The organism is Pseudomonas sp. LBUM1666 (genome assembly GCF_059695775.1).
The window spans coordinates 5572759-5594034 of record NZ_CP166789.1 but is presented as its reverse complement, the minus strand read 5'-3'; the positions used below and the strand labels follow the sequence as shown (position 1 = coordinate 5594034).

Here is a 21276-nt window from a genome sequence, read left to right as displayed (position 1 = left end):
AGGGATACGACAGTGCCACGTTCTCTGAAAAAAGGTCCTTTTATTGATCTTCACCTACTGAAGAAGATCGAAGTGGCGGCGGAAAAGAACGATCGCAAACCAGTTAAAACCTGGTCGCGTCGTTCGATGATCCTGCCACAAATGGTCGGTTTGACCATTGCAGTGCATAACGGTCGTCAACATGTTCCAGTTCTCGTGAACGAAGACATGGTCGGCCACAAACTGGGCGAGTTTGCCGGTACCCGCACATATCGTGGGCACGTGGCAGACAAGAAAGCCAAGCGTTAAGGGGTAAGGAACGATGGAAGTAGCCGCTAAGTTGTCGGGCGCTCGAATCTCCGCCCAGAAAGCCCGCTTGGTCGCCGACCAGATCCGCGGGAAGAAGGTGGGCGAAGCGCTCAACCTGTTGGCTTTCAGCAGTAAGAAAGCCGCCGAGATCATGAAGAAAGTGCTGGAGTCGGCCGTAGCCAACGCCGAGCATAACGAAGGCGCAGACGTTGATGACCTTAAAGTCAGCACCGTTTTCGTCAACGAAGGGCGTTCGCTGAAGCGAATCATGCCACGTGCCAAAGGCCGTGCTGATCGCATCGTCAAGCGGTCTTGCCATATCACTGTCAAGGTTGCTGACAAGTAACGGAGTCGAAGAGATGGGTCAGAAAGTACATCCCATTGGCATTCGCCTGGGAATCGTCAAGGAGCACACCTCCGTCTGGTACGCAGACGGTCGGACTTATGCGGACTATTTGTTCGCTGATCTGAAGGTGCGCGAGTATCTCCAAGACAAACTAAAAAGCGCGTCCGTAAGCCGTATCGATATCCATCGTCCGGCTCAGACTGCACGTATCACCATTCACACCGCCCGTCCTGGTATCGTTATCGGGAAGAAAGGTGAAGATGTTGAGAAACTGCGTCAGGACCTGACCAAGCAAATGGGTGTGCCTGTGCACATCAATATCGAAGAGATCCGCAAGCCGGAACTTGACGGTATGCTGGTTGCGCAGAGCGTAGCTCAGCAGCTGGAGCGTCGCGTAATGTTCCGTCGCGCTATGAAGCGCGCTGTTCAGAACGCCATGCGCATTGGTGCCAAAGGCATCAAAATCCAAGTGAGCGGTCGTCTCGGCGGTGCTGAAATCGCACGTACTGAATGGTATCGCGAAGGTCGTGTGCCACTGCACACCCTGCGTGCCGACATCGACTATGCCAACTACGAAGCTCACACCACTTACGGTGTGATCGGTGTAAAGGTTTGGATCTTCAAAGGCGAAGTAATTGGTGGTCGCCAAGAAGAACTGAAACCACAAGCACCAGCGCCTCGTAAAAAAGCTGCTAAGTAAGGGGTACGCCAAATGTTGCAACCAAAGCGTACGAAGTTCCGCAAGCAGATGACTGGCCACAACCGTGGCTTGGCTCAGCGCGGTAGCAAAGTCAGCTTCGGCGAATATGCGCTGAAGTCTGTAGCTCGTGGTCGTCTCACCGCTCGTCAGATTGAGTCAGCGCGTCGTGCTCTGACCCGTCACGTTAAACGTGGCGGCAAGATCTGGATCCGTGTGTTCCCGGACAAGCCTGTAACCAAAAAGCCACTCGAAGTTCGGATGGGTAAAGGTAAGGGTAACGTGGAGTACTGGGTTGCCCAGATTCAGCCAGGCAAAGTCCTGTATGAAATCGAGGGTGTTTCTGAAGAGCTGGCGCGTGAGGCTTTCGCCCTGGCTGCTGCAAAGCTGCCGCTCGCCACCTCCTTTGTTAAACGGACGGTGATGTGATGAAAGCGAATGAACTTCGTGAAAAATCCGCACAGCAGCTGAACGAGCAACTGCTCGGCCTGCTGCGCGACCAGTTCAATCTGCGTATGCAGAAAGCAACTGGCCAGTTGGGGCAGTCTCATCTGCTCTCGCAAGTTAAACGTGACATCGCTCGCGTGAAGACTGTGCTCAACCAGCAGGCAGGTAAGTGATCATGGCTGAAGCCGAAAAAACTGTCCGTACGCTGACTGGCCGTGTTGTCAGCGACAAGATGGACAAAACCATCACCGTTCTGATCGAGCGTCGCGTTAAGCACCCGATCTACGGTAAATACGTTAAGCGTTCGACTAAGCTGCACGCGCACGACGAAACCAATCAGTGCCACATCGGCGACAAAGTCACTATTCGTGAAACTCGTCCTTTGGCCAAGACCAAGTCTTGGGCGCTGGTTGATGTTCTCGAACGCGCTGTGGAAGTCTAAGGACTAGGGGTCGGAGAAATTATATGATTCAGACTCAATCCATGCTCGATGTGGCCGATAACAGCGGCGCTCGCCGTGTTATGTGCATCAAGGTGCTGGGTGGCTCCCATCGTCGTTACGCTGGTATCGGTGACATCATCAAAGTTACCGTCAAGGAAGCAATTCCTCGCGGTAAAGTGAAAAAAGGCCAAGTGATGACTGCTGTTGTAGTCCGCACTCGTCACGGCGTACGCCGTGCTGATGGCTCCATTATCCGCTTTGATGGCAACGCTGCTGTTCTTCTGAACAACAAGCAAGAGCCGATCGGCACCCGTATCTTTGGGCCAGTGACCCGTGAACTTCGTACTGAGAAGTTCATGAAAATCGTCTCGCTCGCCCCAGAAGTGCTGTAAGGAGATCCGACATGCAAAAGATTCGTCGTGACGACGAGATCATCGTGATCGCCGGCAAAGACAAAGGTAAGCGCGGTAAGGTGCTTAAGGTTCTCGCTGACGACCGTCTGGTCGTTGGTGGTCTGAACCTGGTCAAGCGTCATACCAAGCCTAACCCGGCGTCGGGCGTACAAGGCGGTATCGTCGAAAAAGAAGCGCCACTGCACGCTTCCAACGTTGCCATTTTCAACGGCGAAACCAACAAGGCTGATCGCGTTGGTTTCAAAGTAGAAGACGGCAAGAAAATTCGTGTCTTCAAGTCGACCCAAAAAGCGGTTGATGCTTGAACACTGCTAGGTAGAAGACCATGGCACGACTAAAAGAGATTTACTGGAAGGAAATCGCACCGAAACTTAAGGAAGAACTTAAGCTTTCGAACGTGATGGAAGTTCCGCGCGTTACCAAAATCACCCTGAACATGGGTCTGGGCGAAGCGGTCGGCGACAAAAAAGTCATCGAACACGCTGTTGCTGACCTGGAAAAGATCACCGGCCAGAAAGTCGTTGTGACCTACGCTCGGAAATCCATCGCTGGCTTTAAAGTCCGTGAAGGTTGGCCGATCGGCGTCAAAGTGACTCTGCGCCGTGAGCGTATGTACGAATTCCTGGATCGTCTGCTGTCGATCTCCCTGCCTAGGGTCCGCGACTTCCGCGGCCTGAATGCCAAGTCCTTCGATGGTCGTGGTAACTACAGCATGGGCGTTAAAGAGCAGATCATCTTCCCGGAAATCGACTACGACAAGATCGATGCTCTCCGCGGTCTGGACATTACCCTGACCACCACTGCCAAGAACGATGATGAAGGTCGCGCGCTGCTGCGTGCTTTCAAATTCCCGTTCCGCAACTGATTGGAGTAGGAAAATGGCCAAGATGAGCATGAAAAACCGCGAGCTGAAGCGTCAGCTCACGGTTGCCAAGTACGCCAAAAAGCGTGCAGCACTGAAAGCTATCATTGTTGATCTGAACGCAAGTCCAGAAGCGCGTTGGGAAGCTACAGTAGCTCTGCAGAAGCAGCCACGTGACGCAAGCGCCTCGCGCATGCGTAACCGCTGCCGCCTGACCGGTCGTCCACACGGCGTTTACCGCAAGTTCGGCCTCGGCCGTAACAAACTGCGTGAAGCTGCAATGCGTGGTGACGTGCCTGGTCTGGTTAAAGCCAGCTGGTAAGCACTGTCAAAGTCTCGGTGTTCGGGATCGCAAGATCCTGACCACCGGTGACCTTGAACTTGAATCAAGCCCCTATTGGGGCTTGATTCATTTGTGGGGTGTGTCTAGAATACCCGGCTCGCCTGAGCCCGTGCTTTTTTCGCATGGATGAGCTCGGCGACAAGTAGTAGCCGCAAGGCTAATTTTTTTGTATTAGGAGCGTCTAGCCCATGAGTATGCAGGACCCGTTAGCGGACATGCTAACTCGAATCCGTAATGCCCAGATGGCTGAAAAGTCCGTCGTAAGCATGCCATCTTCTACTTTGAAGGTAGCTGTTGCCAAAGTCCTGAAGGACGAAGGTTACATTGCGGGTTATCAGATCAGCAGCGAAATCAAACCACTGCTGTCCATCGAGCTGAAGTACTTCGAAGGCCGTCCGGTCATCGAAGAAGTGAAGCGCGTTAGCCGTCCAGGCCTGCGTCAGTACAAGTCCGTCGATGATCTGCCAAAAGTTCGTGGCGGTCTCGGTGTGTCTATCGTCTCCACCAACAAAGGTGTGATGACGGATCGTGCTGCGCGCGCTGCCGGTGTCGGCGGCGAAGTTCTTTGCACTGTGTTCTAAGGGGGGATAAGCATGTCACGCGTCGCTAAGAACCCCGTTAAGCTGCCAGCCGGTGTCGAAGTCAAATTCGCAGGCCAACAGCTTTCGGTGAAGGGTGCCAAGGGCACTCTCGAACTGAACATCCATTCGTCCGTTGAGATCGTTGAAGAAGCTGGTGAGCTGCGTTTCGCTGCTCGCAATGGCGATCAACAAACTCGCGCAATGGCTGGTACCACTCGTGCGTTGGTAAACAACATGGTCCAAGGCGTAAGCCAAGGCTTCGAGCGCAAGCTCCAGCTGGTCGGTGTTGGTTACAAAGCGCAAGCAAAAGGCACAGTGCTGAACCTGGCTCTTGGCTTCTCGCACCCAGTGGATTATGAACTGCCGGAAGGCATCACCGCTGAGACTCCTAGCCAGACCGATATCCTGATCAAGGGCATCGATAAGCAGCTGGTAGGTCAAGTGGCCGCCGAGATCCGCGACTTCCGTCCACCAGAGCCGTACAAAGGCAAAGGTGTGCGCTACGCGGACGAAGTCGTCCGTCGTAAAGAAGCCAAGAAGAAGTAGGGCATAGCAAATGACCGACAAAAAAGTTACTCGACTGCGTCGCGCTCGCAAAGCACGCCTGAAAATGCACGAACTCGAAGTCGTGCGTCTCTGCGTGTTCCGCTCGTCGCAGCACATCTACGCCCAGGTCATTTCGGCCGACGGCAACAAAGTCCTGGCAAGTGCCTCGACTTTGGATAAAGAACTGCGTGATGGCGCCACTGGCAACATCGACGCGGCCACTAAGGTTGGCCAGCTGGTCGCTACGCGTGCTAAAGCCGCTGGCGTCTCGCAGGTGGCTTTCGACCGCTCTGGCTTCAAGTACCACGGCCGCGTCAAGGCGCTGGCTGATGCTGCTCGTGAAGCTGGGCTGGAGTTCTAAGTTATGTCAAATAACGACCAAAAGCGCGACGAAGGCTACATCGAGAAGCTGGTTCAAGTTAACCGCGTAGCCAAAACCGTTAAAGGCGGCCGTATCTTCACTTTCACCGCGTTGACCGTGGTTGGTGATGGTAAAGGGCGTGTTGGCTTCGGCCGTGGCAAGTCGCGTGAAGTGCCTGCTGCGATCCAGAAGGCAATGGAAGCTGCTCGCCGCAACATGATCCAAGTTGACCTGAACGGCACCACTCTGCAGTACGCAATGAAGTCCGCTCACGGCGCTTCGAAGGTGTACATGCAGCCTGCTTCTGAAGGTACCGGTATCATCGCTGGCGGCGCTATGCGTGCTGTCCTCGAGGTTGCTGGCGTTCAGAACGTTCTCGCCAAGTGCTACGGCTCGACTAACCCGGTAAACGTGGTTCACGCCACTTTCAAAGGTTTGAAAGCTATGCAGTCTCCTGAATCCATTGCCGCCAAGCGTGGCAAAAGCGTCAAGGAGATCTTCTGATCATGGCTACCGTTAAAGTTACGCTGATCAAAAGCATGACCGGCCGCATCCCTAACCACAAACTGTGCGTTAAGGGTCTGGGTCTGCGTCGCATCGGTCACACTGTAGAAGTACTTGATACTCCCGAGAATCGCGGGATGATCAACAAGGCTTACTACATGCTGCGTGTCGAGGGTTAATCGATGAAACTCAATGATCTGAGTCCAGCGCCGGGTTCCCGTCGCGAAAAGCATCGTCCGGGCCGTGGTATCGGTAGTGGTTTGGGCAAGACCGGTGGCCGTGGCCACAAAGGTCAGTCCTCCCGCTCCGGTGGCACCATTGCTCCAGGCTTTGAAGGCGGTCAACAGCCGCTGCATCGTCGCCTGCCGAAGTTCGGTTTCGTTTCCCTGAAAGCCATGGACCGCGCAGAAGTGCGTCTGTCCGAGCTGGCTAAAGTGGAAGGCGACATCGTCACCGTGCAGTCCCTGAAAGATGCCAACGTGATCAACGTCAACGTACAGCGTGTGAAAATCATGCTGTCCGGCGAAGTTACTCGCGCTGTCACCATCGGAAAGGGAATCGGCGCCACCAAAGGTGCGCGTGCGGCTATCGAAGCAGCTGGCGGCAAGTTCGAGGAATAAATGGCTAAGCAAGGTGCTCTCTCTGCGCTCGGCAAAGGCGGTATGTCTGAACTCTGGGCTCGTCTGCGTTTTCTGTTCCTGGCGATTATCGTCTACCGAATAGGCGCACACATCCCGGTTCCAGGTATCAACCCGGACCGACTCGCGGACCTGTTTCGACAGAATGAGGGGACCATTCTTAGCTTGTTCAACATGTTTTCCGGCGGCGCGCTGGAACGGATGAGCATCTTTGCATTGGGGATCATGCCGTACATTTCGGCATCGATCATCATGCAGCTGATGACCGCCGTCAGCCCGCAGCTGGAACAGTTGAAGAAGGAAGGTGAAGCTGGGCGTCGCAAGATCGCTCAGTACACCCGCTACGGCACTGTCGTCCTCGCTCTCGTTCAGGCAATTGGCATGTCCATTGGTCTGGCAGGGCAGGGCGTTGCGTTCACTGGTGACTTTGGCTTCCATTTCGTCGCGGTATCCACGTTTGTGGCTGGTGCGATGTTCATGATGTGGCTGGGTGAGCAGATTACTGAGCGTGGTGTTGGCAACGGTATCTCGATGTTGATTTTCGCAGGTATCGTCGCCGGTCTTCCGAGAGCGATCGGGCAGTCTTTCGAGTCTGCGCGTCAGGGTGATATCAACATTTTTGCCCTGGTTGCCATCGGTTTGCTGGCAGTAGCGATTATCGGTTTCGTGGTGTTCATTGAGCGTGGTCAGCGTCGTATTGCTGTTCATTACGCCAAGCGTCAGCAGGGCCGCAAGGTCTTTGCTGCGCAGACTAGCCACTTGCCGTTGAAGGTGAACATGGCCGGTGTTATTCCAGCCATTTTCGCGAGCAGCATTTTGCTGTTCCCGGCTTCGTTGGGTACCTGGTTTGGTCAGTCTGAAGGTATGGGCTGGCTGCAGGACATCTCGCAGTCGATCGCTCCTGGTCAGCCGTTGAATATTCTGCTGTTTAGTGCAGGGATTATTTTCTTCTGCTTCTTCTATACGGCGTTGATGTTCAATCCGAAAGACGTAGCGGAAAACCTGAAGAAGTCCGGTGCCTTTATTCCGGGCATCCGTCCAGGTGAGCAGTCTGCGCGCTACATTGATGGCGTTCTGACTCGTTTGACCCTGTTCGGTGCTCTATATATGACGGCCGTGTGCCTGTTGCCCCAGTTTCTGGTGGTTGCAGCAAACGTTCCGTTCTACCTTGGCGGGACCTCGTTGCTGATCGTGGTCGTGGTTGTGATGGACTTCATGTCTCAAGTACAATCGCACCTCGTTTCGCACCAGTACGAATCCCTGATGAAGAAAGCCAACCTGAAGGGTTACGGCAGCGGCATGTTGCGCTGAGTACCCATAAGGTTCGAGGAGTTGGTGATGAAAGTTCGTGCATCGGTGAAAAAGCTGTGCCGTAACTGCAAGATTATTCGCCGCGAAGGTGTTGTTCGAGTAATTTGCAGCGCGGAACCGCGTCACAAACAGCGCCAAGGCTGAGTGTGATTGTGCTTCAAGCCCGGTAGCTAGTGCGCTACCGGGTTGATTATTTGTTATTACAGCGATATTATCTCGCGCCCTATTTCTTGGCTTCCGGGGCGTAGGTAGCTGTCAATTGGAGTCCCACTGAATGGCCCGTATTGCAGGCGTTAACATTCCAGATAACAAGCATACTGTTATCTCGCTGACCTACATCTATGGTGTTGGTCGCACTACTGCACAGAAGATCTGTGCAGTGACTGGGGTAAACCCAGCCGCAAAGATCAAAGATCTGAGCGACGAGCAGATTGAACAGCTGCGTGGCGAAGTGGCGAAGTTCACCACTGAAGGTGATCTGCGTCGCGAAATCAACATGAAAATCAAGCGTTTGATGGACCTCGGTTGCTATCGCGGTCTGCGTCATCGTCGTGGTCTTCCAGTGCGCGGTCAGCGTACCAAGACTAACGCGCGTACCCGTAAAGGTCCGCGTAAGCCGATCCGCAAGTAATCGCCCCAGCGAATCGACAGGAAATTAATCATGGCTAAACCTGCTGCTCGTCCTCGTAAAAAAGTTAAAAAGACAGTGGTTGATGGCATCGCCCACATCCATGCATCTTTTAACAACACAATCGTGACCATCACCGACCGTCAAGGCAACGCTCTTTCCTGGGCTACCTCCGGTGGTTCGGGTTTCCGCGGTTCCCGCAAGTCCACGCCGTTTGCTGCTCAAGTAGCTGCTGAACGTGCTGGTCAAGCTGCGCTGGAATACGGCCTGAAAAACCTCGACGTTAACGTCAAAGGTCCAGGTCCAGGTCGTGAATCTGCAGTCCGCGCTTTGAACGGCTGTGGCTACAAGATCGCCAGCATCACCGACGTGACGCCAATCCCGCACAACGGGTGCCGTCCGCCGAAGAAGCGCCGCGTGTAATCCAGGAGATTGTAAAGAATGGCTCGTTACATTGGTCCAAAATGCAAACTCGCTCGTCGCGAAGGCACCGATCTCTTCTTGAAGAGCGGCGTGCGCGCGATCGAATCGAAGTGCAACATTGAAGCAGCACCTGGTATCCACGGCCAACGCCGCGGTCGCCAGTCCGATTACGGCACCCAACTGCGTGAAAAGCAGAAGGTCCGTCGTATCTACGGCGTTCTCGAGCGTCAATTCAGCGGCTACTACAAAGAAGCTGCTGGCAAGAAAGGTGCAACTGGCGAAAACCTGTTGCAACTGCTCGAATGCCGTCTGGACAACGTTGTATACCGTATGGGTTTTGGCTCTACTCGTGCCGAATCCCGTCAGCTGGTATCGCACAAATCCGTAAGCGTTAACGGTCAGACCGTAAACGTGCCGTCGTACCAGGTTCGTGCTGGTGACGTGGTCGCGATTCGCGAGAAAGCAAAGAACCAACTTCGCATTGTCCAAGCTCTCGATCTGTGTGCCCAACGTGGCCGCGTAGAATGGGTAGAAGTAGACACTGAGAAGAAGTCGGGCGTTTTCAAGAACGTTCCAGCTCGCAGTGATCTGTCCGCCGACATCAACGAAAGCCTGATTGTCGAGCTCTACTCCAAGTAAGGGCTAGAAAATAGGTGCATCCATGCAGATTTCGGTAAATGAGTTCCTGACACCCCGCCATATTGATGTGCAGGTTGTCAGTCCAACCCGCGCCAAGATCACTCTCGAGCCTCTCGAGCGTGGTTTTGGCCACACCCTGGGCAACGCGCTGCGCCGCATCCTGTTGTCCTCAATGCCCGGCTGCGCAGTGGTCGAGGCCGAGATTGACGGTGTGCTCCATGAGTACAGCGCCATCGAAGGTGTACAGGAAGACGTAATTGAAATCCTGTTGAACCTTAAAGGTCTGGCTATCAAGCTGCACGGCCGTGACGAAGTTACGCTGACCTTGTCGAAGAAGGGTTCGGGGGTGGTTACCGCTGCCGATATTCAGCTGGATCATGATGTCGAGATCGTTAACCCCGATCACGTAATCGCTAACCTGGCGTCTAACGGCGCCCTGAACATGAAGCTCACCGTAGCTCGTGGTCGTGGTTATGAACCGGCAGACTCGCGTCAGAGCGATGAAGACGAAAGCCGCAGCATCGGTCGCTTGCAGCTTGACTCTTCGTTCAGCCCGGTTCGCCGTATCGCATACGTGGTGGAAAACGCCCGTGTCGAACAGCGTACTAACCTGGACAAGCTGGTTATTGATCTGGAAACCAACGGTACTCTGGATCCTGAAGAGGCAATTCGCCGCGCTGCAACCATTCTGCAACAGCAGTTGGCTGCGTTCGTCGACCTCAAAGGTGACAGTGAGCCAGTGGTTGTCGAGCAGGAAGACGAGATCGATCCGATCCTGCTTCGCCCGGTTGACGATCTGGAACTGACTGTACGTTCGGCTAACTGCCTTAAGGCGGAAAACATCTACTACATCGGTGACCTGATTCAGCGTACCGAAGTAGAGCTGTTGAAGACTCCGAACCTTGGCAAGAAATCCTTGACTGAAATCAAGGACGTTCTGGCCTCCCGCGGTCTGTCCCTCGGCATGCGCCTCGACAACTGGCCGCCTGCAAGTCTTAAGAAGGACGACAAGGCGACTGCCTGATCGTCGTAATCACCGAACGTTGTGTTTGGTAAGGAATGAACCATGCGTCATCGTAAAAGTGGTCGTCACCTGAGCCGCACTAGCTCGCACCGCAAGGCCATGTTTCAAAACATGGCAGTGTCGCTGTTCGAGCACGAGCTGATCAAAACTACACTGCCGAAAGCTAAAGAACTGCGTCGCGTTGCTGAGCCGCTGATCACTTTGGCCAAGACAGACAGCCTGGCTAACCGCCGTCTGGCTTTCGACCGTACTCGTTCGAAAGCAATCGTTGGTAAGCTCTTCAACGACCTGGGCAAGCGTTACGCTACCCGTGAGGGTGGCTACCTGCGCATCCTCAAGTGCGGTTTCCGCACTGGCGACAACGCGCCTATGGCGTACGTCGAGTTGGTTGATCGTCCTGCCGGTGGTGAAGCTGTATCCGCTGAGTAAGACGTCAGTCTGAAACGAAGAACCGGGCCTAGTGCCCGGTTTTTTGTGCGCGTTCGAAAAGTATCGAGAGGCTTGGGCGATACAGCTTCATTAGTATTTATCTATCGATTCTCACAATTTAATGAATTTGATGGTGTCATGCTGATCGTCAATACTCCCTCTCAGCCGATTAGCCGGCAGTAGGAAAGACTGACAGAGGAAGACATCGCATGAGCCAAAATAAAACACTTACCACCGCCAGTGGCGCTCCTGTCGCTGATAACCAGAATTCGCGTTCCGCCGGCCCTCGTGGCCCGCTGCTGCTCGACGACTTTCACCTGATCGAGAAGCTTGCCCACTTCAACCGTGAAAACATCCCTGAGCGCCGTGTGCACGCCAAAGGCTCGGGTGCTTACGGTACGTTCACCGTGACGCGTGACATCACTGAGTACACCAGCGCCAAGCTGTTTGAGTCTGTCGGCAAGCAAACTCCAACCTTCCTGCGGTTTTCCACCGTGGGTGGCGAGCGCGGTTCTGCTGATACCGAGCGCGATCCACGTGGTTTCGCCCTGAAGTTCTACACCGAAGAAGGTAACTGGGACATCGTCGGCAACAACACGCCAGTGTTCTTCATCCGCGATCCTTTGAAATTCCCGGACTTTATTCACACCCAAAAACGTCTGCCACAAAGCAATCTGAAAAGCGCGCAAATGATGTGGGACTTCTGGTCGCATTCGCCTGAGGCGTTGCACCAGGTCACCATTCTGTTCTCGGACCGCGGCATCCCTGATGGCTACCGTCACATGCACGGCTTCGGCAGCCACACCTACAGCCTGATCAACGCCAATGGCGAGCGTCACTGGGTGAAATGGCACTACAAGACCAAGCAAGGGATCAAAAACCTGGCGCCAGCAGAAGCAGCACGCCTGGCCGGTACCGATCCGGATTACGCACAGCGTGATCTGTTCGGCGCGATCGAGCGCGGTGATTTTCCGAAATGGCGCGTGTGCATCCAGATCATGACCGAGGCTCAGGCCGCAGCGCACTACGAGAACCCGTTTGACGTGACCAAAACCTGGTCGCAGAAAGAGTTTCCGCTGATCGAAGTGGGCGAGTTGGAGCTTAACCGCAACCCGCAGAACTATTTTGCTGAAGTCGAGCAAGCGGCGTTCGGGCCAAGCAACATGGTCCCGGGTGTCGGTTTGTCGCCTGACCGCATGCTGCAAGGTCGAGTGTTCGCTTACGCAGATGCTCACCGCTACCGCATTGGCACCAACCACCAGCAATTGCCGGTGAACGCGCCTCGCAGCCCGGTAAACAGCTATCAGCGCGACGGTTCGATGGCGTTTGGCAGCAATGGCGGTGCGACACCTAACTACGAGCCGAACAGCTACATAGAATCGCCGAAACAAGCGCCTCGCTATGCAGAGCCAGCGCTGGCGCTGAGTGGTGCAGCTGATCGTTACGATCATCGCGAAGATACTGACTACTACAGCCACGCCGGTGCACTGTTCCGCCTGATGAATGATGAGCAGAAAACCTTGCTGGTCAACAACATTGCAGGCGCCATGTCGGGAGTTTCCGGTGACGTGGTTGATCGTCAACTGCAGCACTTCTTCAGAGCTGACCCGGCGTACGGAGAAGCAATCGCAACGGCGTTGGGTGTACAGCTTAACGAAGTCTAAACGAGAAGCATAACCGCCCTCATTTGGGCGGTTTTTGCGTTATTTAAACCACTTTTCTCAGAATATCTTCGCTTTTATCGCGCAAGCAGAGTGACCAAACAGTCTGCTTGGTTCAAACTACAGACTTTCAAGCAGGGAGATGTAGGGCGATGCAAGGCCACCCAGACGTAATCGATTACCTCAACACGTTGCTGACCGGCGAACTGGCGGCGCGTGATCAATATTTCGTCCATTCGCGGATGTATGAGGACTGGGGTTTCACCAAGCTCTACGAACGTATCAACCACGAGATGGAAGAAGAGGCGCAGCACGCTGACGCCCTGATGCGCCGGATCCTCATGCTTGAAGGCACGCCGCGCATGCGTCCGGACGACCTGGACGTCGGCACCACAGTGCCTGACATGCTCGCCGCTGACCTGCGACTTGAATACAAAGTCCGCGCCGCGCTCTGCAAGGGCATAAAGCTCTGCGAACAGCACAAGGACTATGTCAGTCGCGAGATGCTGCGGGTTCAATTGCATGACACCGAAGAAGACCACACCTACTGGCTTGAAAAGCAGATGGGTCTGATCAAGTTGATCGGTCTGGAAAATTACCTGCAATCGCACGCCTGATTCCACCGGATACAAAAAAGCCCCTGTCACCGATGAAGTGACAGGGGCTTTTTCGTGGGCCTGATTCAGGCCTTGTCGCGAGCCAGTAGCGGCTTGAGGTAGAAGCCAGTGTGGGATTGCTTCATCTCTGACACTTCTTCCGGCGTACCGACGGCAATGATCTGTCCGCCCTTGGAGCCGCCTTCCGGCCCGAGGTCCACCAACCAGTCGGCTGTTTTGATTACATCAAGGTTGTGTTCGATCACCACCACAGTGTTGCCGTGGTCGCGCAATCGATGCAAAACGTCGAGCAGCTGCTGAATATCCGCGAAGTGCAGGCCGGTCGTCGGCTCATCGAGGATATACAGCGTCTTGCCGGTATCGCGTTTGGACAGTTCACGGGACAGCTTCACCCGCTGGGCTTCACCACCCGACAGCGTGGTCGCTGACTGCCCGAGCTTGATGTAAGACAGGCCGACATCCATCAGCGTCTGAAGCTTGCGCGCCAGCGCCGGAACCGCATCGAAGAACACCCGCGCTTCCTCGATCGTCATCTCGAGGGTTTCGTGGATGCTCTTGCCCTTGTACTTGATCTCCAGGGTTTCGCGGTTGTAGCGCTTGCTCTTGCAGACGTCGCAGGGGACATAGATGTCCGGCAGGAAGTGCATTTCCACCTTGATCAGGCCATCGCCCTGACAAGCTTCGCAACGTCCGCCCTTCACGTTGAAGGAGAAGCGTCCAGGACCATAACCGCGGGAGCGGGACTCCGGCACACCGGCGAACAGTTCGCGAATCGGTGTGAACAACCCAGTGTAGGTCGCCGGGTTGGAGCGTGGCGTTCGACCGATCGGGCTCTGGTCGATGTCGACAACCTTATCCAGATGCTCCAGACCTTTGATGCTGTCGTGAGCGGCCGCTTCGAGCGTCGTCGCACCGTTCAATGCCGTAGCGCTAAGCGGGAACAGGGTGTTGTTGATCAGCGTCGACTTGCCCGAGCCGGACACGCCGGTTACACAGGTCAGCAGGCCGATTGGAATGTCCAGGTCGACATCGCGCAAGTTGTTGCCACGGGCGCCTTTGAGGGACAGCGACAACTTCTTGTTACGCGGCGTGCGTTTGGCTGGGACTGCAATCTTCACCCGGCCCGACAAGTATTTGCCGGTCAGCGAATCTGGATGAGCCATGACTTCGGCCGGCGTACCTTCGGCGACAATGTGTCCGCCGTGTACACCTGCGCCCGGACCGATATCCACCACGTAGTCAGCCAGGCGAATCGCATCTTCGTCGTGCTCGACCACGATCACCGTATTGCCGATATCCCGCAGGTGCTTGAGTGTGCCCAGCAGCCGATCGTTGTCCCGCTGGTGCAAACCAATTGACGGTTCGTCGAGGATGTACAGAACGCCAACCAGGCCGGCACCAATCTGGCTGGCCAGACGGATACGCTGCGCTTCACCACCGGATAACGTGTCGGCACTGCGATCCAGCGACAAATAGTCCAGGCCAACGTTGACCAGGAACTGCAGTCGCTCGCGAATTTCCTTGAGAATCTTGTCGGCAATTTCACCGCGACGGCCAGTAAGTTTCAGCACGCCGAAATATTCACAGGCATCGCCAATTGGCAGATTGGTCACCGCCGGCAGCGTCTTCTCGCCCACCCACACATGCCGCGCCTCACGACGCAGGCGAGTACCACGGCAATCCGGGCAAGGTTGAGTGCTGAGGAACTTGGCCAGCTCTTCACGCACAGAAGCCGACTCGGTTTCACGGTAGCGACGTTCCAGATTCGGCACGATGCCTTCGAACGGGTGCGAACGTTTGACGATGTCGCCACGGTCGTTCAGGTATTTGAAGTCGACGTTCTGCGAACCGCTGCCGTGCAAGATGAACTTCTGCTGATCGGCCGTCAGTTCGTTGAACGGCACTTCCAGGCTGAACTTGTAGTGCGAAGCCAACGAGCCGAGCATCTGGAAGTAATAGACGTTGCGCCGGTCCCAGCCACGAATCGCGCCTTCCGCGAGCGTCAGTTCGCCATTGACCAATCGCTTGATGTCGAAGAACTGCTTCACCCCCAGACCATCGCAAGTCGGGCAAGCGCCAGCCGGGTTGTTGAAGGAGAACAGCTTGGGTTCCAGCTCGCTGATGGCATGACCGCAAATCGGGCAGGCGAAGCGCGCGGAGAAGATGATTTCTTCGCCGGGCTCATCGTCCATCGGCGCTACCAGGGCGATGCCGTCCGCCAGCTTCAGCGCGGTCTCGAACGACTCGGCCAGGCGCTGTTGCAGATCGGAGCGCACCTTGAAGCGGTCGACCACCACATCGATCGAGTGCTTCTTCTGCTTGTCCAGCTTCGGCAACTCGTCCAGCTCGCAGAGCCTGCCGTTGACCCGGGCTCGCACAAAGCCTTGGGCACGCAGTTCCTCGAAGACCGAGAGGTGTTCGCCTTTACGCTCGCGGATCACCGGGGCCAGCAGCATCAGTTTGCTGCCCTCCGGTTGGGCGAGGACAAGGTCGACCATCTGGCTGACGGTCTGGGCTTCCAGCGGAATGTCGTGATCCGGGCAGCGCGGAATACCCACGCGAGCGTAAAGCAGGCGCAGGTAATCGTAGATTTCGGTGATGGTGCCGACCGTCGAACGCGGGTTGTGCGAGGTCGATTTCTGCTCGATGGAAATGGCTGGCGACAGACCTTCGATGGTGTCGACGTCAGGCTTTTCCATCATCGACAAAAATTGCCGCGCGTAGGCCGACAGCGATTCGACGTAGCGGCGTTGGCCTTCGGCATACAGCGTGTCAAACGCCAGGGACGATTTGCCGGATCCGGACAGGCCGGTGATGACGATCAGTTTGTCCCGTGGCAGGGTCAGGTCGATGTTCTTCAGGTTGTGGGTTCGGGCCCCACGAATCAGGATCTTGTCCAAAGTGGCCTCGCTCGGCGGGCGTCGAAAACGTAGGAGTATACGGCCAAATACTGGATGGATGCACACTATCGAATGAGCGGGTTGCAGCCTTACATGAAGAGTCTGTCAGCAGAGCGCGTCAAAGCGTCGCGATATACCCCGTCAATCGATGGGACTGGTAGAATCGCCGCCGGTTCACATGAGGTTTTTCCATGCACGATCCCCACAGCGAACGCATGAGTGGCAGTGAGACCCGCGCAGCAAGCGGTCTGGCCCTGGTGTTCGCCTTCCGTATGCTTGGCATGTTCATGGTGTTGCCGGTACTGGCGACCTATGGGATGGACCTGGCGGGAGCGACCCCGGCCCTCATCGGGCTGGCGATTGGCGCTTACGGCCTGACCCAGGCGATTTTCCAAATTCCTTTTGGCTTCATTTCCGACCGGATCGGTCGCCGTCCGGTGATTTATCTGGGGCTGATCGTTTTCGCTCTCGGTAGCGTACTGGCGGCCAATGCCGACTCGATCTGGGGCGTGATCGCCGGACGAATCCTGCAAGGTGCCGGGGCGATTTCCGCGGCAGTGATGGCGTTACTGTCAGACCTGACCCGCGAACAGCATCGGACCAAAGCCATGGCGATGATCGGCATGACGATCGGTCTGTCGTTCGCTGTCGCGATGGTTGTAGGACCGTTGCTGACCCGCGCCTTCGGCCTGTCCGGATTGTTCCTCGCCACGGGCGGCATGGCGCTGTTCGGCATCGTGATCGTGATGTTCATGGTGCCGCGCTCGACCGGGCCGTTGCAGCACCGCGAGTCCGGTGTTGCGCGCCAGGCGCTGATACCGACGCTCAAGCACCCGGACCTGCTGCGTCTGGACCTGGGCATTTTTGTGTTGCACGCGATGTTGATGTCGAGCTTCGTTGCGTTGCCTTTGGCGCTGGTCGAAAAAGCCGGGTTGCCCAAAGAGCAGCACTGGTGGGTGTACCTGACCGCGCTGCTGATTTCCTTCTTCGCCATGATCCCGTTCATTATCTACGGCGAGAAGAAACGCAAAATGAAACGAGTTTTACTCGGTGCCGTCGCGACGCTGATGCTCACTGAGCTATTCTTCTGGCAGTTCGGCGATAGCTTGCGAGCTTTGGTGATCGGGACGGTGGTGTTCTTTACCGCGTTCAACTTGCTGGAAGCTTCTCTACCATCGCTGATCAGCAAGGTTTCACCGGCAGGCGGCAAGGGCACGGCGATGGGGGTTTATTCCACCAGCCAGTTCCTCGGTTCGGCACTGGGCGGCATCCTCGGTGGCTGGTTGTTCCAGCATGGCGGTCTGTCGGTTGTGTTCCTTGGATGCGCCGGTCTGGCTGCCCTCTGGCTGGCCTTTGCTGTTACCATGCGCGAACCTCCCTACGTGACGAGCCTGCGCTTGCCGTTGTCGCCCGAGGCGATCCGCGAAGCGGGTCTGGTCGAGCGCCTGAAGGCCGTCGTAGGGGTAACAGATGCAGTGATCGTCGAAGATGAAGCGGCGATTTACATCAAATTGGACACAGAACTATTGGATCGCACCACCCTTGAGCGCCTGGTGAACAACCCGGCCGGGGCAGCGTGCGTAGCCTAGGAGAACGTTATGGCCCGTGGGGTTAACAAAGTCATATTGGTCGGCACTTGCGGCCAGGATCCCGAAGTTCGCTACTTGCCTAACGGTAACGCCGTGACCAACCTGAGTCTGGCGACCAGCGAACAGTGGACCGACAAGCAAACCGGTCAGAAAGTCGAGAAGACCGAATGGCACCGTGTGTCGATGTTCGGCAAAGTTGCCGAGATCGCCGGCGAATACCTGCGTAAAGGTTCGCAGGTCTACATCGAAGGCAAGCTGCAGACCCGCGAGTGGGAAAAAGACGGTATCAAGCGTTACACCACTGAAATCGTGGTCGACATGCAAGGCACCATGCAACTGCTGGGCGGCCGTCCACAGCAGGGCGACCAACAAGGCGGGGGCAATAACTACCAGCAGTCCGCCCCAGCCCCACGCCAACAGGCTCCGCGTCCGCAGCAGTCGGCAGCGCCGCAACAGTCGCGCCAGGCTCCGGCTCCACAGCAGGCTGCTCCACAGCCGGCACCGGATTTCGACAGCTTTGATGACGATATTCCGTTCTAGCGGATACTTTTTCAAAGTGTAAACAATAGGCCTGTAGCTATAGATGCTATGGGCCTTTTTGTATGGCCGCTAAACACAATGCGGATCTACACCATAAGACAGCCCGCAAACCTCACGGTTGCGAGCCAATTTTCGTTTATGGCATATCGAGTCAGTCCGGTCTGAGCCCCGCCTTTGTCACGATATTGAGTGTCCCGACCGGTTTGCGATAGAGACCGACTGCCAGCCCGGCAATAATGATCGCAATCGAGATCAAGTTGGGGGTCGAAATATGTTCGCCGATAATCAGCATCGAGCTTGCGATACCGAATACCGGGATCAGCAATGACAGCGGCGCCACGGTTGAAACCGGGTACAACTTGAGCAGCGAGTTCCAGCCCCAATAGGCAAAGTGCGTAGCCAGGTAAACCTGGAAAATGATGGACAGCATCGCAGTCAGGTCGAGACTGTCTTGCAAGCCCTGGAAGGGCGCTGCGCCATGCATGAACCAGGCGACAAGGAACAGGGGGATGGGTGGAAACAGGCTGGCCCAGACCATGAACGAAAAGATTTCCTTCACCCCGGACTTCTTGATGATGACATTGCCGACACTCCAGGCCACGGCACTGAGCACAATCAGCATCACCCCCAAAATGGCGTGCTCTCCTTGTTGGGTGGAAACAATTCCGGCTAGCCCGACCAGCGCCAGTAACGCGCCGAGCAGTTGTGCCCCACGAATTTTCTCCTTGAACAGTAACGCCCCCCAACCCATGGTGAAGAACACACTGAGCTGGATGATCAATGACGCAATACCTGGGCTGACACCCACCTGAATTCCGTAGTTAATGACACCCCACATACCCAGCCCGAAGATGAAGCCATAGGCGGCGACATAGCTGAATTTAACTGAGGGGCGTTTTATGAAGAACACCAGTGGCAGGGCGGCCAGTGCGAAACGTATTCCCGTTAATACAAAGGGATCGATCGAGCGTAACCCCAGTTTTGTGATAGGGAAGTTCACGCCCCACACCAGGGTGACCAGTACTGCGAGCGCCAAATGTTTTTTCTGCATATACCTCGCCTCACATTAAGCGGCACACCGAAGCAACGGTATGCCGCATTCAAATCAGTTCAATGCGAACCGCTTTTGCATCAGGCAAAGCCCGGCGATTTCCATCAGTAAGTTGTCCGCCGATGCACGTTGCGCGGGAGACAGCGAAGGGAGTTTGGCCAGCAATCCACGAACCTTGACCGGATCGAAGAACGGAACCTGGCTGAGTGCCGGCCCGCTCAAAACATCGTGGATCATTTCGTACAGCTTCGACTGCGGGCTTTCGGACGCTGGCGGCGCGCGAAAGTATTGTTTCTTGCGGTCATAAACCGCTTGTGGAACATAAGGCCGCATGGCCTCGCGCAAGGCGTACTTTTCGGTGGCCCCACGAACTTTCATCGACACCGGGAGGCGGCAAGCCGCTTCAATGACCTGGTGATCGAGCAGGGGAGGTCGTCCTTCCAGACTACCGGCCATTTCCATTCGGTCGCCCAGGGAGGTCAGTACAACGTTTGGCAGGCTCGATTTGGCGACCATGTACAGCGAACGGTTAACTGGCTCCCAGCCGTTCAGGGCCCTTGGGCTCAGGCGGTCATAGAACTGGCGATAGGCATCCACGTCACAGAAACGTTCACGGAAATCATCGCTGTACAGTTGCGCGAGAGGACCAAACAACGCTGCCTGGGTTTCCAGCCAGGACACGCCATGGCCGAGTTCGTTGTGAACCCAGTCGACGCCACTGGTACTGCCGGGCAGGTAGCGGTTTTCGCTACCGCGCAGACGCTTGGTCAGCTCGGCGATGACAGCGGGATCTTGATGCTCGTGGTTGTACAGCACCATGTCACGGCGATAGTGCGGGTAACCGCCGAACACTTCATCGGCGCCTTCACCGGTCAGTACTGCCCGCATCCCCTGCTTCTGAACAAACTTGCAGAGCAGGTACTTCGCCACGCTGTGGGCGTTGGCGAACGGCATCTCGGCATGCCAGAGGGCATTTTCGAAATTGTCCGCCATGTCAGACGAATCAACCGACAACACGTTCAGGTTGGCGCGGTTATGCAGTGCTGCAATCTCTGCATACTGGCGCTCGTCGTAGGCTTTTTCGCCTTCGAATGACAGGTGAAACGCTTCCAGTGGTTTGCCAGTCAGTTCAGTGGCGATTCCGAGCATGGCGGATGAGTCCAGGCCTCCGCTCAGGCACACGCCCACCGGAACATCCGCGTGCAGACGCAGGCGCACCGATTCTTCAATGGTGCTACGCAGCGAATCGATCATCTCGGCTTCAGACGCGTGGTTGCCTGCGGTTTCGGACGTTGGGAAGTCCCAATCCCAATACTGCTCGGTCTGCAGACCGCTGCCGTCGGCGATGATCCAGCAGCCAGGTTTGACGCTGCGGATGTTCTTGAAGACCGTACGGTCTCGCAAGATGAAACCCCGATTGGCGTAGGCTTCATGATCCCATTGCGCAGGAACACCCGCCGCGAGCAATGCCTTCACTTCGGACGCGAAATACCACGCGCCTTCGTGCTCGGTGTAATACAGCGGTTTTACGCCGACACGATCGCGCACGGCAAACAGCATCTTGCGCAGGCGATCGAAGATCAGAATGGTGAATTCACCGCGTAATTGCTTGAGGCCGCGCACACCGTGCCGGCGGTACAGGTGCATGGCAATTTCGCTGTCCGAGGACGTTTTGAAGCGGCAGCCAAAGCCTTCCAGTTCTTTGCGAATGCGTTGGTAGTCGTAAAATTCCCCGTTGACCATCATCACCAGGTCGCCTTCGTCGGCGACGATGGGCTGAGTGCCGTTTCCCAGCCCGACCAAGCCTAAACGCACATAACCGAAGGCCGCTTGACCTTGCGGATCGAACCACTGGCTGGAACTGTCCGGCCCACGATGATGTATCGCGTGCAGGGCGGCATCAAACATGTTTGGATTGAACGCACGAGGTTGTTTGGAGAAGACGCCAATGTATCCACACATAAAAATTACTCTATTGATTTTGTAGTCCGTTAAT

The 21276-nt window shown here is 55.8% G+C and carries 30 protein-coding genes; 27 read left to right on the top strand and 3 right to left on the bottom strand.

All coding sequences use genetic code 11. The annotated features are described in order from the left end of the window. Nucleotides 1–12 precede the first annotated feature (12 nt). The 25 genes from rpsS to bfr all read left to right on the top strand — a co-directional run bounded on the left by rpsS (nucleotide 13) and on the right by bfr (nucleotide 13200). Complete coding sequence (gene rpsS, locus ACA056_RS25860) at nucleotides 13–288, top strand: 30S ribosomal protein S19 (RefSeq protein WP_002555486.1); 276 nt, start codon at nucleotides 13–15, stop codon at nucleotides 286–288. Nucleotides 289–301: 13 nt separating this feature from the next. Continuing rightward, complete coding sequence (gene rplV / locus ACA056_RS25855; protein WP_003103908.1) at nucleotides 302–634, top strand: 50S ribosomal protein L22; 333 nt, start codon at nucleotides 302–304, stop codon at nucleotides 632–634. A 13-nt stretch (nucleotides 635–647) separates the two neighbouring features. Beyond that, on the top strand, nucleotides 648–1334 hold the full coding sequence (gene rpsC / locus ACA056_RS25850; RefSeq protein ID WP_003176422.1) for a 30S ribosomal protein S3: 687 nt from the start codon (nucleotides 648–650) through the stop codon (nucleotides 1332–1334). Nucleotides 1335–1346: 12 nt separating this feature from the next. Continuing rightward, nucleotides 1347–1760 (top strand): 50S ribosomal protein L16, encoded by a 414-nt coding sequence (gene rplP / locus ACA056_RS25845; RefSeq protein ID WP_282379294.1) that lies wholly within the window; start codon nucleotides 1347–1349, stop codon nucleotides 1758–1760. Further along, complete coding sequence (gene rpmC / locus ACA056_RS25840; protein WP_002555481.1) at nucleotides 1760–1951, top strand: 50S ribosomal protein L29; 192 nt, start codon at nucleotides 1760–1762, stop codon at nucleotides 1949–1951. Before rplP ends, rpmC begins: the two co-directional genes overlap by 1 nt. A 2-nt stretch (nucleotides 1952–1953) precedes the next feature. Then, complete coding sequence (rpsQ, locus tag ACA056_RS25835) at nucleotides 1954–2220, top strand: 30S ribosomal protein S17 (RefSeq protein ID WP_003176419.1); 267 nt, start codon at nucleotides 1954–1956, stop codon at nucleotides 2218–2220. Between the two features lie 23 nt (nucleotides 2221–2243). Further along, a complete protein-coding gene (gene rplN / locus ACA056_RS25830) occupies nucleotides 2244–2612 on the top strand; it encodes a 50S ribosomal protein L14 (protein ID WP_002555479.1) in 369 nt (122 codons plus the stop codon). Nucleotides 2613–2623: 11 nt separating this feature from the next. Beyond that, nucleotides 2624–2938: a 50S ribosomal protein L24 gene (gene rplX, locus ACA056_RS25825; RefSeq protein ID WP_033059465.1), complete on the top strand. Its 315-nt coding sequence runs from the start codon at nucleotides 2624–2626 to the stop codon at nucleotides 2936–2938. Between the two features lie 20 nt (nucleotides 2939–2958). Next, entirely contained in the window at nucleotides 2959–3498 is a 540-nt protein-coding gene (gene rplE, locus ACA056_RS25820) for a 50S ribosomal protein L5 (protein ID WP_003176415.1), read from the top strand. Between the two features lie 13 nt (nucleotides 3499–3511). Continuing rightward, nucleotides 3512–3817 carry a 30S ribosomal protein S14 gene (rpsN, locus tag ACA056_RS25815; protein WP_003176414.1) on the top strand — a complete coding sequence of 102 codons (306 nt, stop codon included), beginning with the start codon at nucleotides 3512–3514 and terminating at the stop codon, nucleotides 3815–3817. Nucleotides 3818–4026: 209 nt separating this feature from the next. Further along, the gene (gene rpsH / locus ACA056_RS25810) at nucleotides 4027–4419 is read left to right on the top strand and encodes a 30S ribosomal protein S8 (protein ID WP_003186040.1); all 393 of its coding nucleotides are present in this window, start codon (nucleotides 4027–4029) and stop codon (nucleotides 4417–4419) included. 12 nt (nucleotides 4420–4431) lie between these two features. Then, nucleotides 4432–4965 (top strand): 50S ribosomal protein L6, encoded by a 534-nt coding sequence (rplF, locus tag ACA056_RS25805; protein WP_003176412.1) that lies wholly within the window; start codon nucleotides 4432–4434, stop codon nucleotides 4963–4965. 10 nt (nucleotides 4966–4975) lie between these two features. Beyond that, a complete protein-coding gene (gene rplR, locus ACA056_RS25800; RefSeq protein WP_003186037.1) occupies nucleotides 4976–5326 on the top strand; it encodes a 50S ribosomal protein L18 in 351 nt (116 codons plus the stop codon). 3 nt (nucleotides 5327–5329) lie between these two features. Further along, nucleotides 5330–5830, top strand: coding sequence for a 30S ribosomal protein S5 (rpsE, locus tag ACA056_RS25795; protein WP_003186035.1), 501 nt, complete (start codon nucleotides 5330–5332; stop codon nucleotides 5828–5830). A 2-nt stretch (nucleotides 5831–5832) separates the two neighbouring features. Further along, on the top strand, nucleotides 5833–6009 hold the full coding sequence (gene rpmD, locus ACA056_RS25790) for a 50S ribosomal protein L30 (protein ID WP_003186033.1): 177 nt from the start codon (nucleotides 5833–5835) through the stop codon (nucleotides 6007–6009). A gap of 3 nt (nucleotides 6010–6012) precedes the next feature. Beyond that, complete coding sequence (gene rplO, locus ACA056_RS25785; RefSeq protein WP_007896782.1) at nucleotides 6013–6450, top strand: 50S ribosomal protein L15; 438 nt, start codon at nucleotides 6013–6015, stop codon at nucleotides 6448–6450. Then, nucleotides 6451–7779: a preprotein translocase subunit SecY gene (gene secY / locus ACA056_RS25780; RefSeq protein ID WP_007896784.1), complete on the top strand. Its 1329-nt coding sequence runs from the start codon at nucleotides 6451–6453 to the stop codon at nucleotides 7777–7779. It begins immediately after the preceding gene. Nucleotides 7780–7806: 27 nt separating this feature from the next. Beyond that, nucleotides 7807–7923, top strand: coding sequence for a 50S ribosomal protein L36 (gene rpmJ / locus ACA056_RS25775; protein ID WP_002555468.1), 117 nt, complete (start codon nucleotides 7807–7809; stop codon nucleotides 7921–7923). A gap of 130 nt (nucleotides 7924–8053) precedes the next feature. Then, on the top strand, nucleotides 8054–8410 hold the full coding sequence (rpsM, locus tag ACA056_RS25770) for a 30S ribosomal protein S13 (RefSeq protein WP_003186020.1): 357 nt from the start codon (nucleotides 8054–8056) through the stop codon (nucleotides 8408–8410). 30 nt (nucleotides 8411–8440) lie between these two features. Beyond that, a complete protein-coding gene (rpsK, locus tag ACA056_RS25765) occupies nucleotides 8441–8830 on the top strand; it encodes a 30S ribosomal protein S11 (RefSeq protein WP_002555466.1) in 390 nt (129 codons plus the stop codon). Nucleotides 8831–8848: 18 nt separating this feature from the next. After that, on the top strand, nucleotides 8849–9469 hold the full coding sequence (gene rpsD, locus ACA056_RS25760) for a 30S ribosomal protein S4 (protein ID WP_003210056.1): 621 nt from the start codon (nucleotides 8849–8851) through the stop codon (nucleotides 9467–9469). Between the two features lie 22 nt (nucleotides 9470–9491). After that, nucleotides 9492–10493: a DNA-directed RNA polymerase subunit alpha gene (locus ACA056_RS25755; RefSeq protein WP_003186012.1), complete on the top strand. Its 1002-nt coding sequence runs from the start codon at nucleotides 9492–9494 to the stop codon at nucleotides 10491–10493. A 42-nt stretch (nucleotides 10494–10535) separates the two neighbouring features. Beyond that, complete coding sequence (rplQ, locus tag ACA056_RS25750) at nucleotides 10536–10922, top strand: 50S ribosomal protein L17 (protein ID WP_008145500.1); 387 nt, start codon at nucleotides 10536–10538, stop codon at nucleotides 10920–10922. A gap of 209 nt (nucleotides 10923–11131) precedes the next feature. Then, nucleotides 11132–12586, top strand: coding sequence for a catalase (locus tag ACA056_RS25745; RefSeq protein ID WP_497268718.1), 1455 nt, complete (start codon nucleotides 11132–11134; stop codon nucleotides 12584–12586). A gap of 149 nt (nucleotides 12587–12735) precedes the next feature. Beyond that, nucleotides 12736–13200, top strand: a complete 465-nt coding sequence (gene bfr, locus ACA056_RS25740; protein ID WP_497268716.1) for a bacterioferritin — start codon at nucleotides 12736–12738, stop codon at nucleotides 13198–13200. Between the two features lie 65 nt (nucleotides 13201–13265). On the opposite strand, the gene uvrA is transcribed toward bfr, so the two are convergent. Beyond that, nucleotides 13266–16100 carry an excinuclease ABC subunit UvrA gene (gene uvrA / locus ACA056_RS25735; protein WP_497268714.1) on the bottom strand — a complete coding sequence of 945 codons (2835 nt, stop codon included), beginning with the start codon at nucleotides 16098–16100 and terminating at the stop codon, nucleotides 13266–13268. 191 nt (nucleotides 16101–16291) lie between these two features. Here uvrA and ACA056_RS25730 point away from each other — a divergent pair, with 191 nt between their 5' ends. Both ACA056_RS25730 and ACA056_RS25725 read left to right on the top strand, forming a co-directional pair. Then, entirely contained in the window at nucleotides 16292–17689 is a 1398-nt protein-coding gene (locus ACA056_RS25730) for an MFS transporter (RefSeq protein ID WP_415771747.1), read from the top strand. A 9-nt stretch (nucleotides 17690–17698) separates the two neighbouring features. Further along, nucleotides 17699–18229, top strand: a complete 531-nt coding sequence (locus ACA056_RS25725; RefSeq protein WP_008145505.1) for a single-stranded DNA-binding protein — start codon at nucleotides 17699–17701, stop codon at nucleotides 18227–18229. Nucleotides 18230–18380: 151 nt separating this feature from the next. Here the strand turns inward: ACA056_RS25725 and ACA056_RS25720 are convergent, their stop codons facing one another. Next, complete coding sequence (locus ACA056_RS25720; RefSeq protein WP_497268712.1) at nucleotides 18381–19280, bottom strand: EamA family transporter; 900 nt, start codon at nucleotides 19278–19280, stop codon at nucleotides 18381–18383. Between the two features lie 54 nt (nucleotides 19281–19334). Beyond that, on the bottom strand, nucleotides 19335–21242 hold the full coding sequence (gene asnB / locus ACA056_RS25715; RefSeq protein WP_497268710.1) for an asparagine synthase (glutamine-hydrolyzing): 1908 nt from the start codon (nucleotides 21240–21242) through the stop codon (nucleotides 19335–19337). Between the last annotated feature and the right edge of the window lie 34 nt (nucleotides 21243–21276).

Excerpts from the sequence above, each read along its gene's own strand:
- rplV (WP_003103908.1), top strand. The coding sequence starts at position 302 with ATGGAAGTAGCCGCTAAGTTGTCGGGCGCTCGAATCTCCGCCCAGAAA.
- rpsC (WP_003176422.1), top strand. The coding sequence starts at position 648 with ATGGGTCAGAAAGTACATCCCATTGGCATTCGCCTGGGAATCGTCAAG.
- rplP (WP_282379294.1), top strand. The coding sequence starts at position 1,347 with ATGTTGCAACCAAAGCGTACGAAGTTCCGCAAGCAGATGACTGGCCAC.
- rpmC (WP_002555481.1), top strand. The coding sequence starts at position 1,760 with ATGAAAGCGAATGAACTTCGTGAAAAATCCGCACAGCAGCTGAACGAG.
- rpsQ (WP_003176419.1), top strand. The coding sequence starts at position 1,954 with ATGGCTGAAGCCGAAAAAACTGTCCGTACGCTGACTGGCCGTGTTGTC.
- rplN (WP_002555479.1), top strand. The coding sequence starts at position 2,244 with ATGATTCAGACTCAATCCATGCTCGATGTGGCCGATAACAGCGGCGCT.
- rplX (WP_033059465.1), top strand. The coding sequence starts at position 2,624 with ATGCAAAAGATTCGTCGTGACGACGAGATCATCGTGATCGCCGGCAAA.
- rplE (WP_003176415.1), top strand. The coding sequence starts at position 2,959 with ATGGCACGACTAAAAGAGATTTACTGGAAGGAAATCGCACCGAAACTT.
- rpsN (WP_003176414.1), top strand. The coding sequence starts at position 3,512 with ATGGCCAAGATGAGCATGAAAAACCGCGAGCTGAAGCGTCAGCTCACG.
- rpsH (WP_003186040.1), top strand. The coding sequence starts at position 4,027 with ATGAGTATGCAGGACCCGTTAGCGGACATGCTAACTCGAATCCGTAAT.
- rplF (WP_003176412.1), top strand. The coding sequence starts at position 4,432 with ATGTCACGCGTCGCTAAGAACCCCGTTAAGCTGCCAGCCGGTGTCGAA.
- rplR (WP_003186037.1), top strand. The coding sequence starts at position 4,976 with ATGACCGACAAAAAAGTTACTCGACTGCGTCGCGCTCGCAAAGCACGC.
- rpsE (WP_003186035.1), top strand. The coding sequence starts at position 5,330 with ATGTCAAATAACGACCAAAAGCGCGACGAAGGCTACATCGAGAAGCTG.
- rpmD (WP_003186033.1), top strand. The coding sequence starts at position 5,833 with ATGGCTACCGTTAAAGTTACGCTGATCAAAAGCATGACCGGCCGCATC.
- rplO (WP_007896782.1), top strand. The coding sequence starts at position 6,013 with ATGAAACTCAATGATCTGAGTCCAGCGCCGGGTTCCCGTCGCGAAAAG.
- secY (WP_007896784.1), top strand. The coding sequence starts at position 6,451 with ATGGCTAAGCAAGGTGCTCTCTCTGCGCTCGGCAAAGGCGGTATGTCT.
- rpmJ (WP_002555468.1), top strand. The coding sequence starts at position 7,807 with ATGAAAGTTCGTGCATCGGTGAAAAAGCTGTGCCGTAACTGCAAGATT.
- rpsM (WP_003186020.1), top strand. The coding sequence starts at position 8,054 with ATGGCCCGTATTGCAGGCGTTAACATTCCAGATAACAAGCATACTGTT.
- rpsK (WP_002555466.1), top strand. The coding sequence starts at position 8,441 with ATGGCTAAACCTGCTGCTCGTCCTCGTAAAAAAGTTAAAAAGACAGTG.
- rpsD (WP_003210056.1), top strand. The coding sequence starts at position 8,849 with ATGGCTCGTTACATTGGTCCAAAATGCAAACTCGCTCGTCGCGAAGGC.
- ACA056_RS25755 (WP_003186012.1), top strand. The coding sequence starts at position 9,492 with ATGCAGATTTCGGTAAATGAGTTCCTGACACCCCGCCATATTGATGTG.
- rplQ (WP_008145500.1), top strand. The coding sequence starts at position 10,536 with ATGCGTCATCGTAAAAGTGGTCGTCACCTGAGCCGCACTAGCTCGCAC.
- ACA056_RS25745 (WP_497268718.1), top strand. The coding sequence starts at position 11,132 with ATGAGCCAAAATAAAACACTTACCACCGCCAGTGGCGCTCCTGTCGCT.
- bfr (WP_497268716.1), top strand. The coding sequence starts at position 12,736 with ATGCAAGGCCACCCAGACGTAATCGATTACCTCAACACGTTGCTGACC.
- ACA056_RS25730 (WP_415771747.1), top strand. The coding sequence starts at position 16,292 with ATGCACGATCCCCACAGCGAACGCATGAGTGGCAGTGAGACCCGCGCA.
- ACA056_RS25725 (WP_008145505.1), top strand. The coding sequence starts at position 17,699 with ATGGCCCGTGGGGTTAACAAAGTCATATTGGTCGGCACTTGCGGCCAG.
- ACA056_RS25720 (WP_497268712.1), bottom strand. The coding sequence starts at position 19,280 with ATGCAGAAAAAACATTTGGCGCTCGCAGTACTGGTCACCCTGGTGTGG.
- asnB (WP_497268710.1), bottom strand. The coding sequence starts at position 21,242 with ATGTGTGGATACATTGGCGTCTTCTCCAAACAACCTCGTGCGTTCAAT.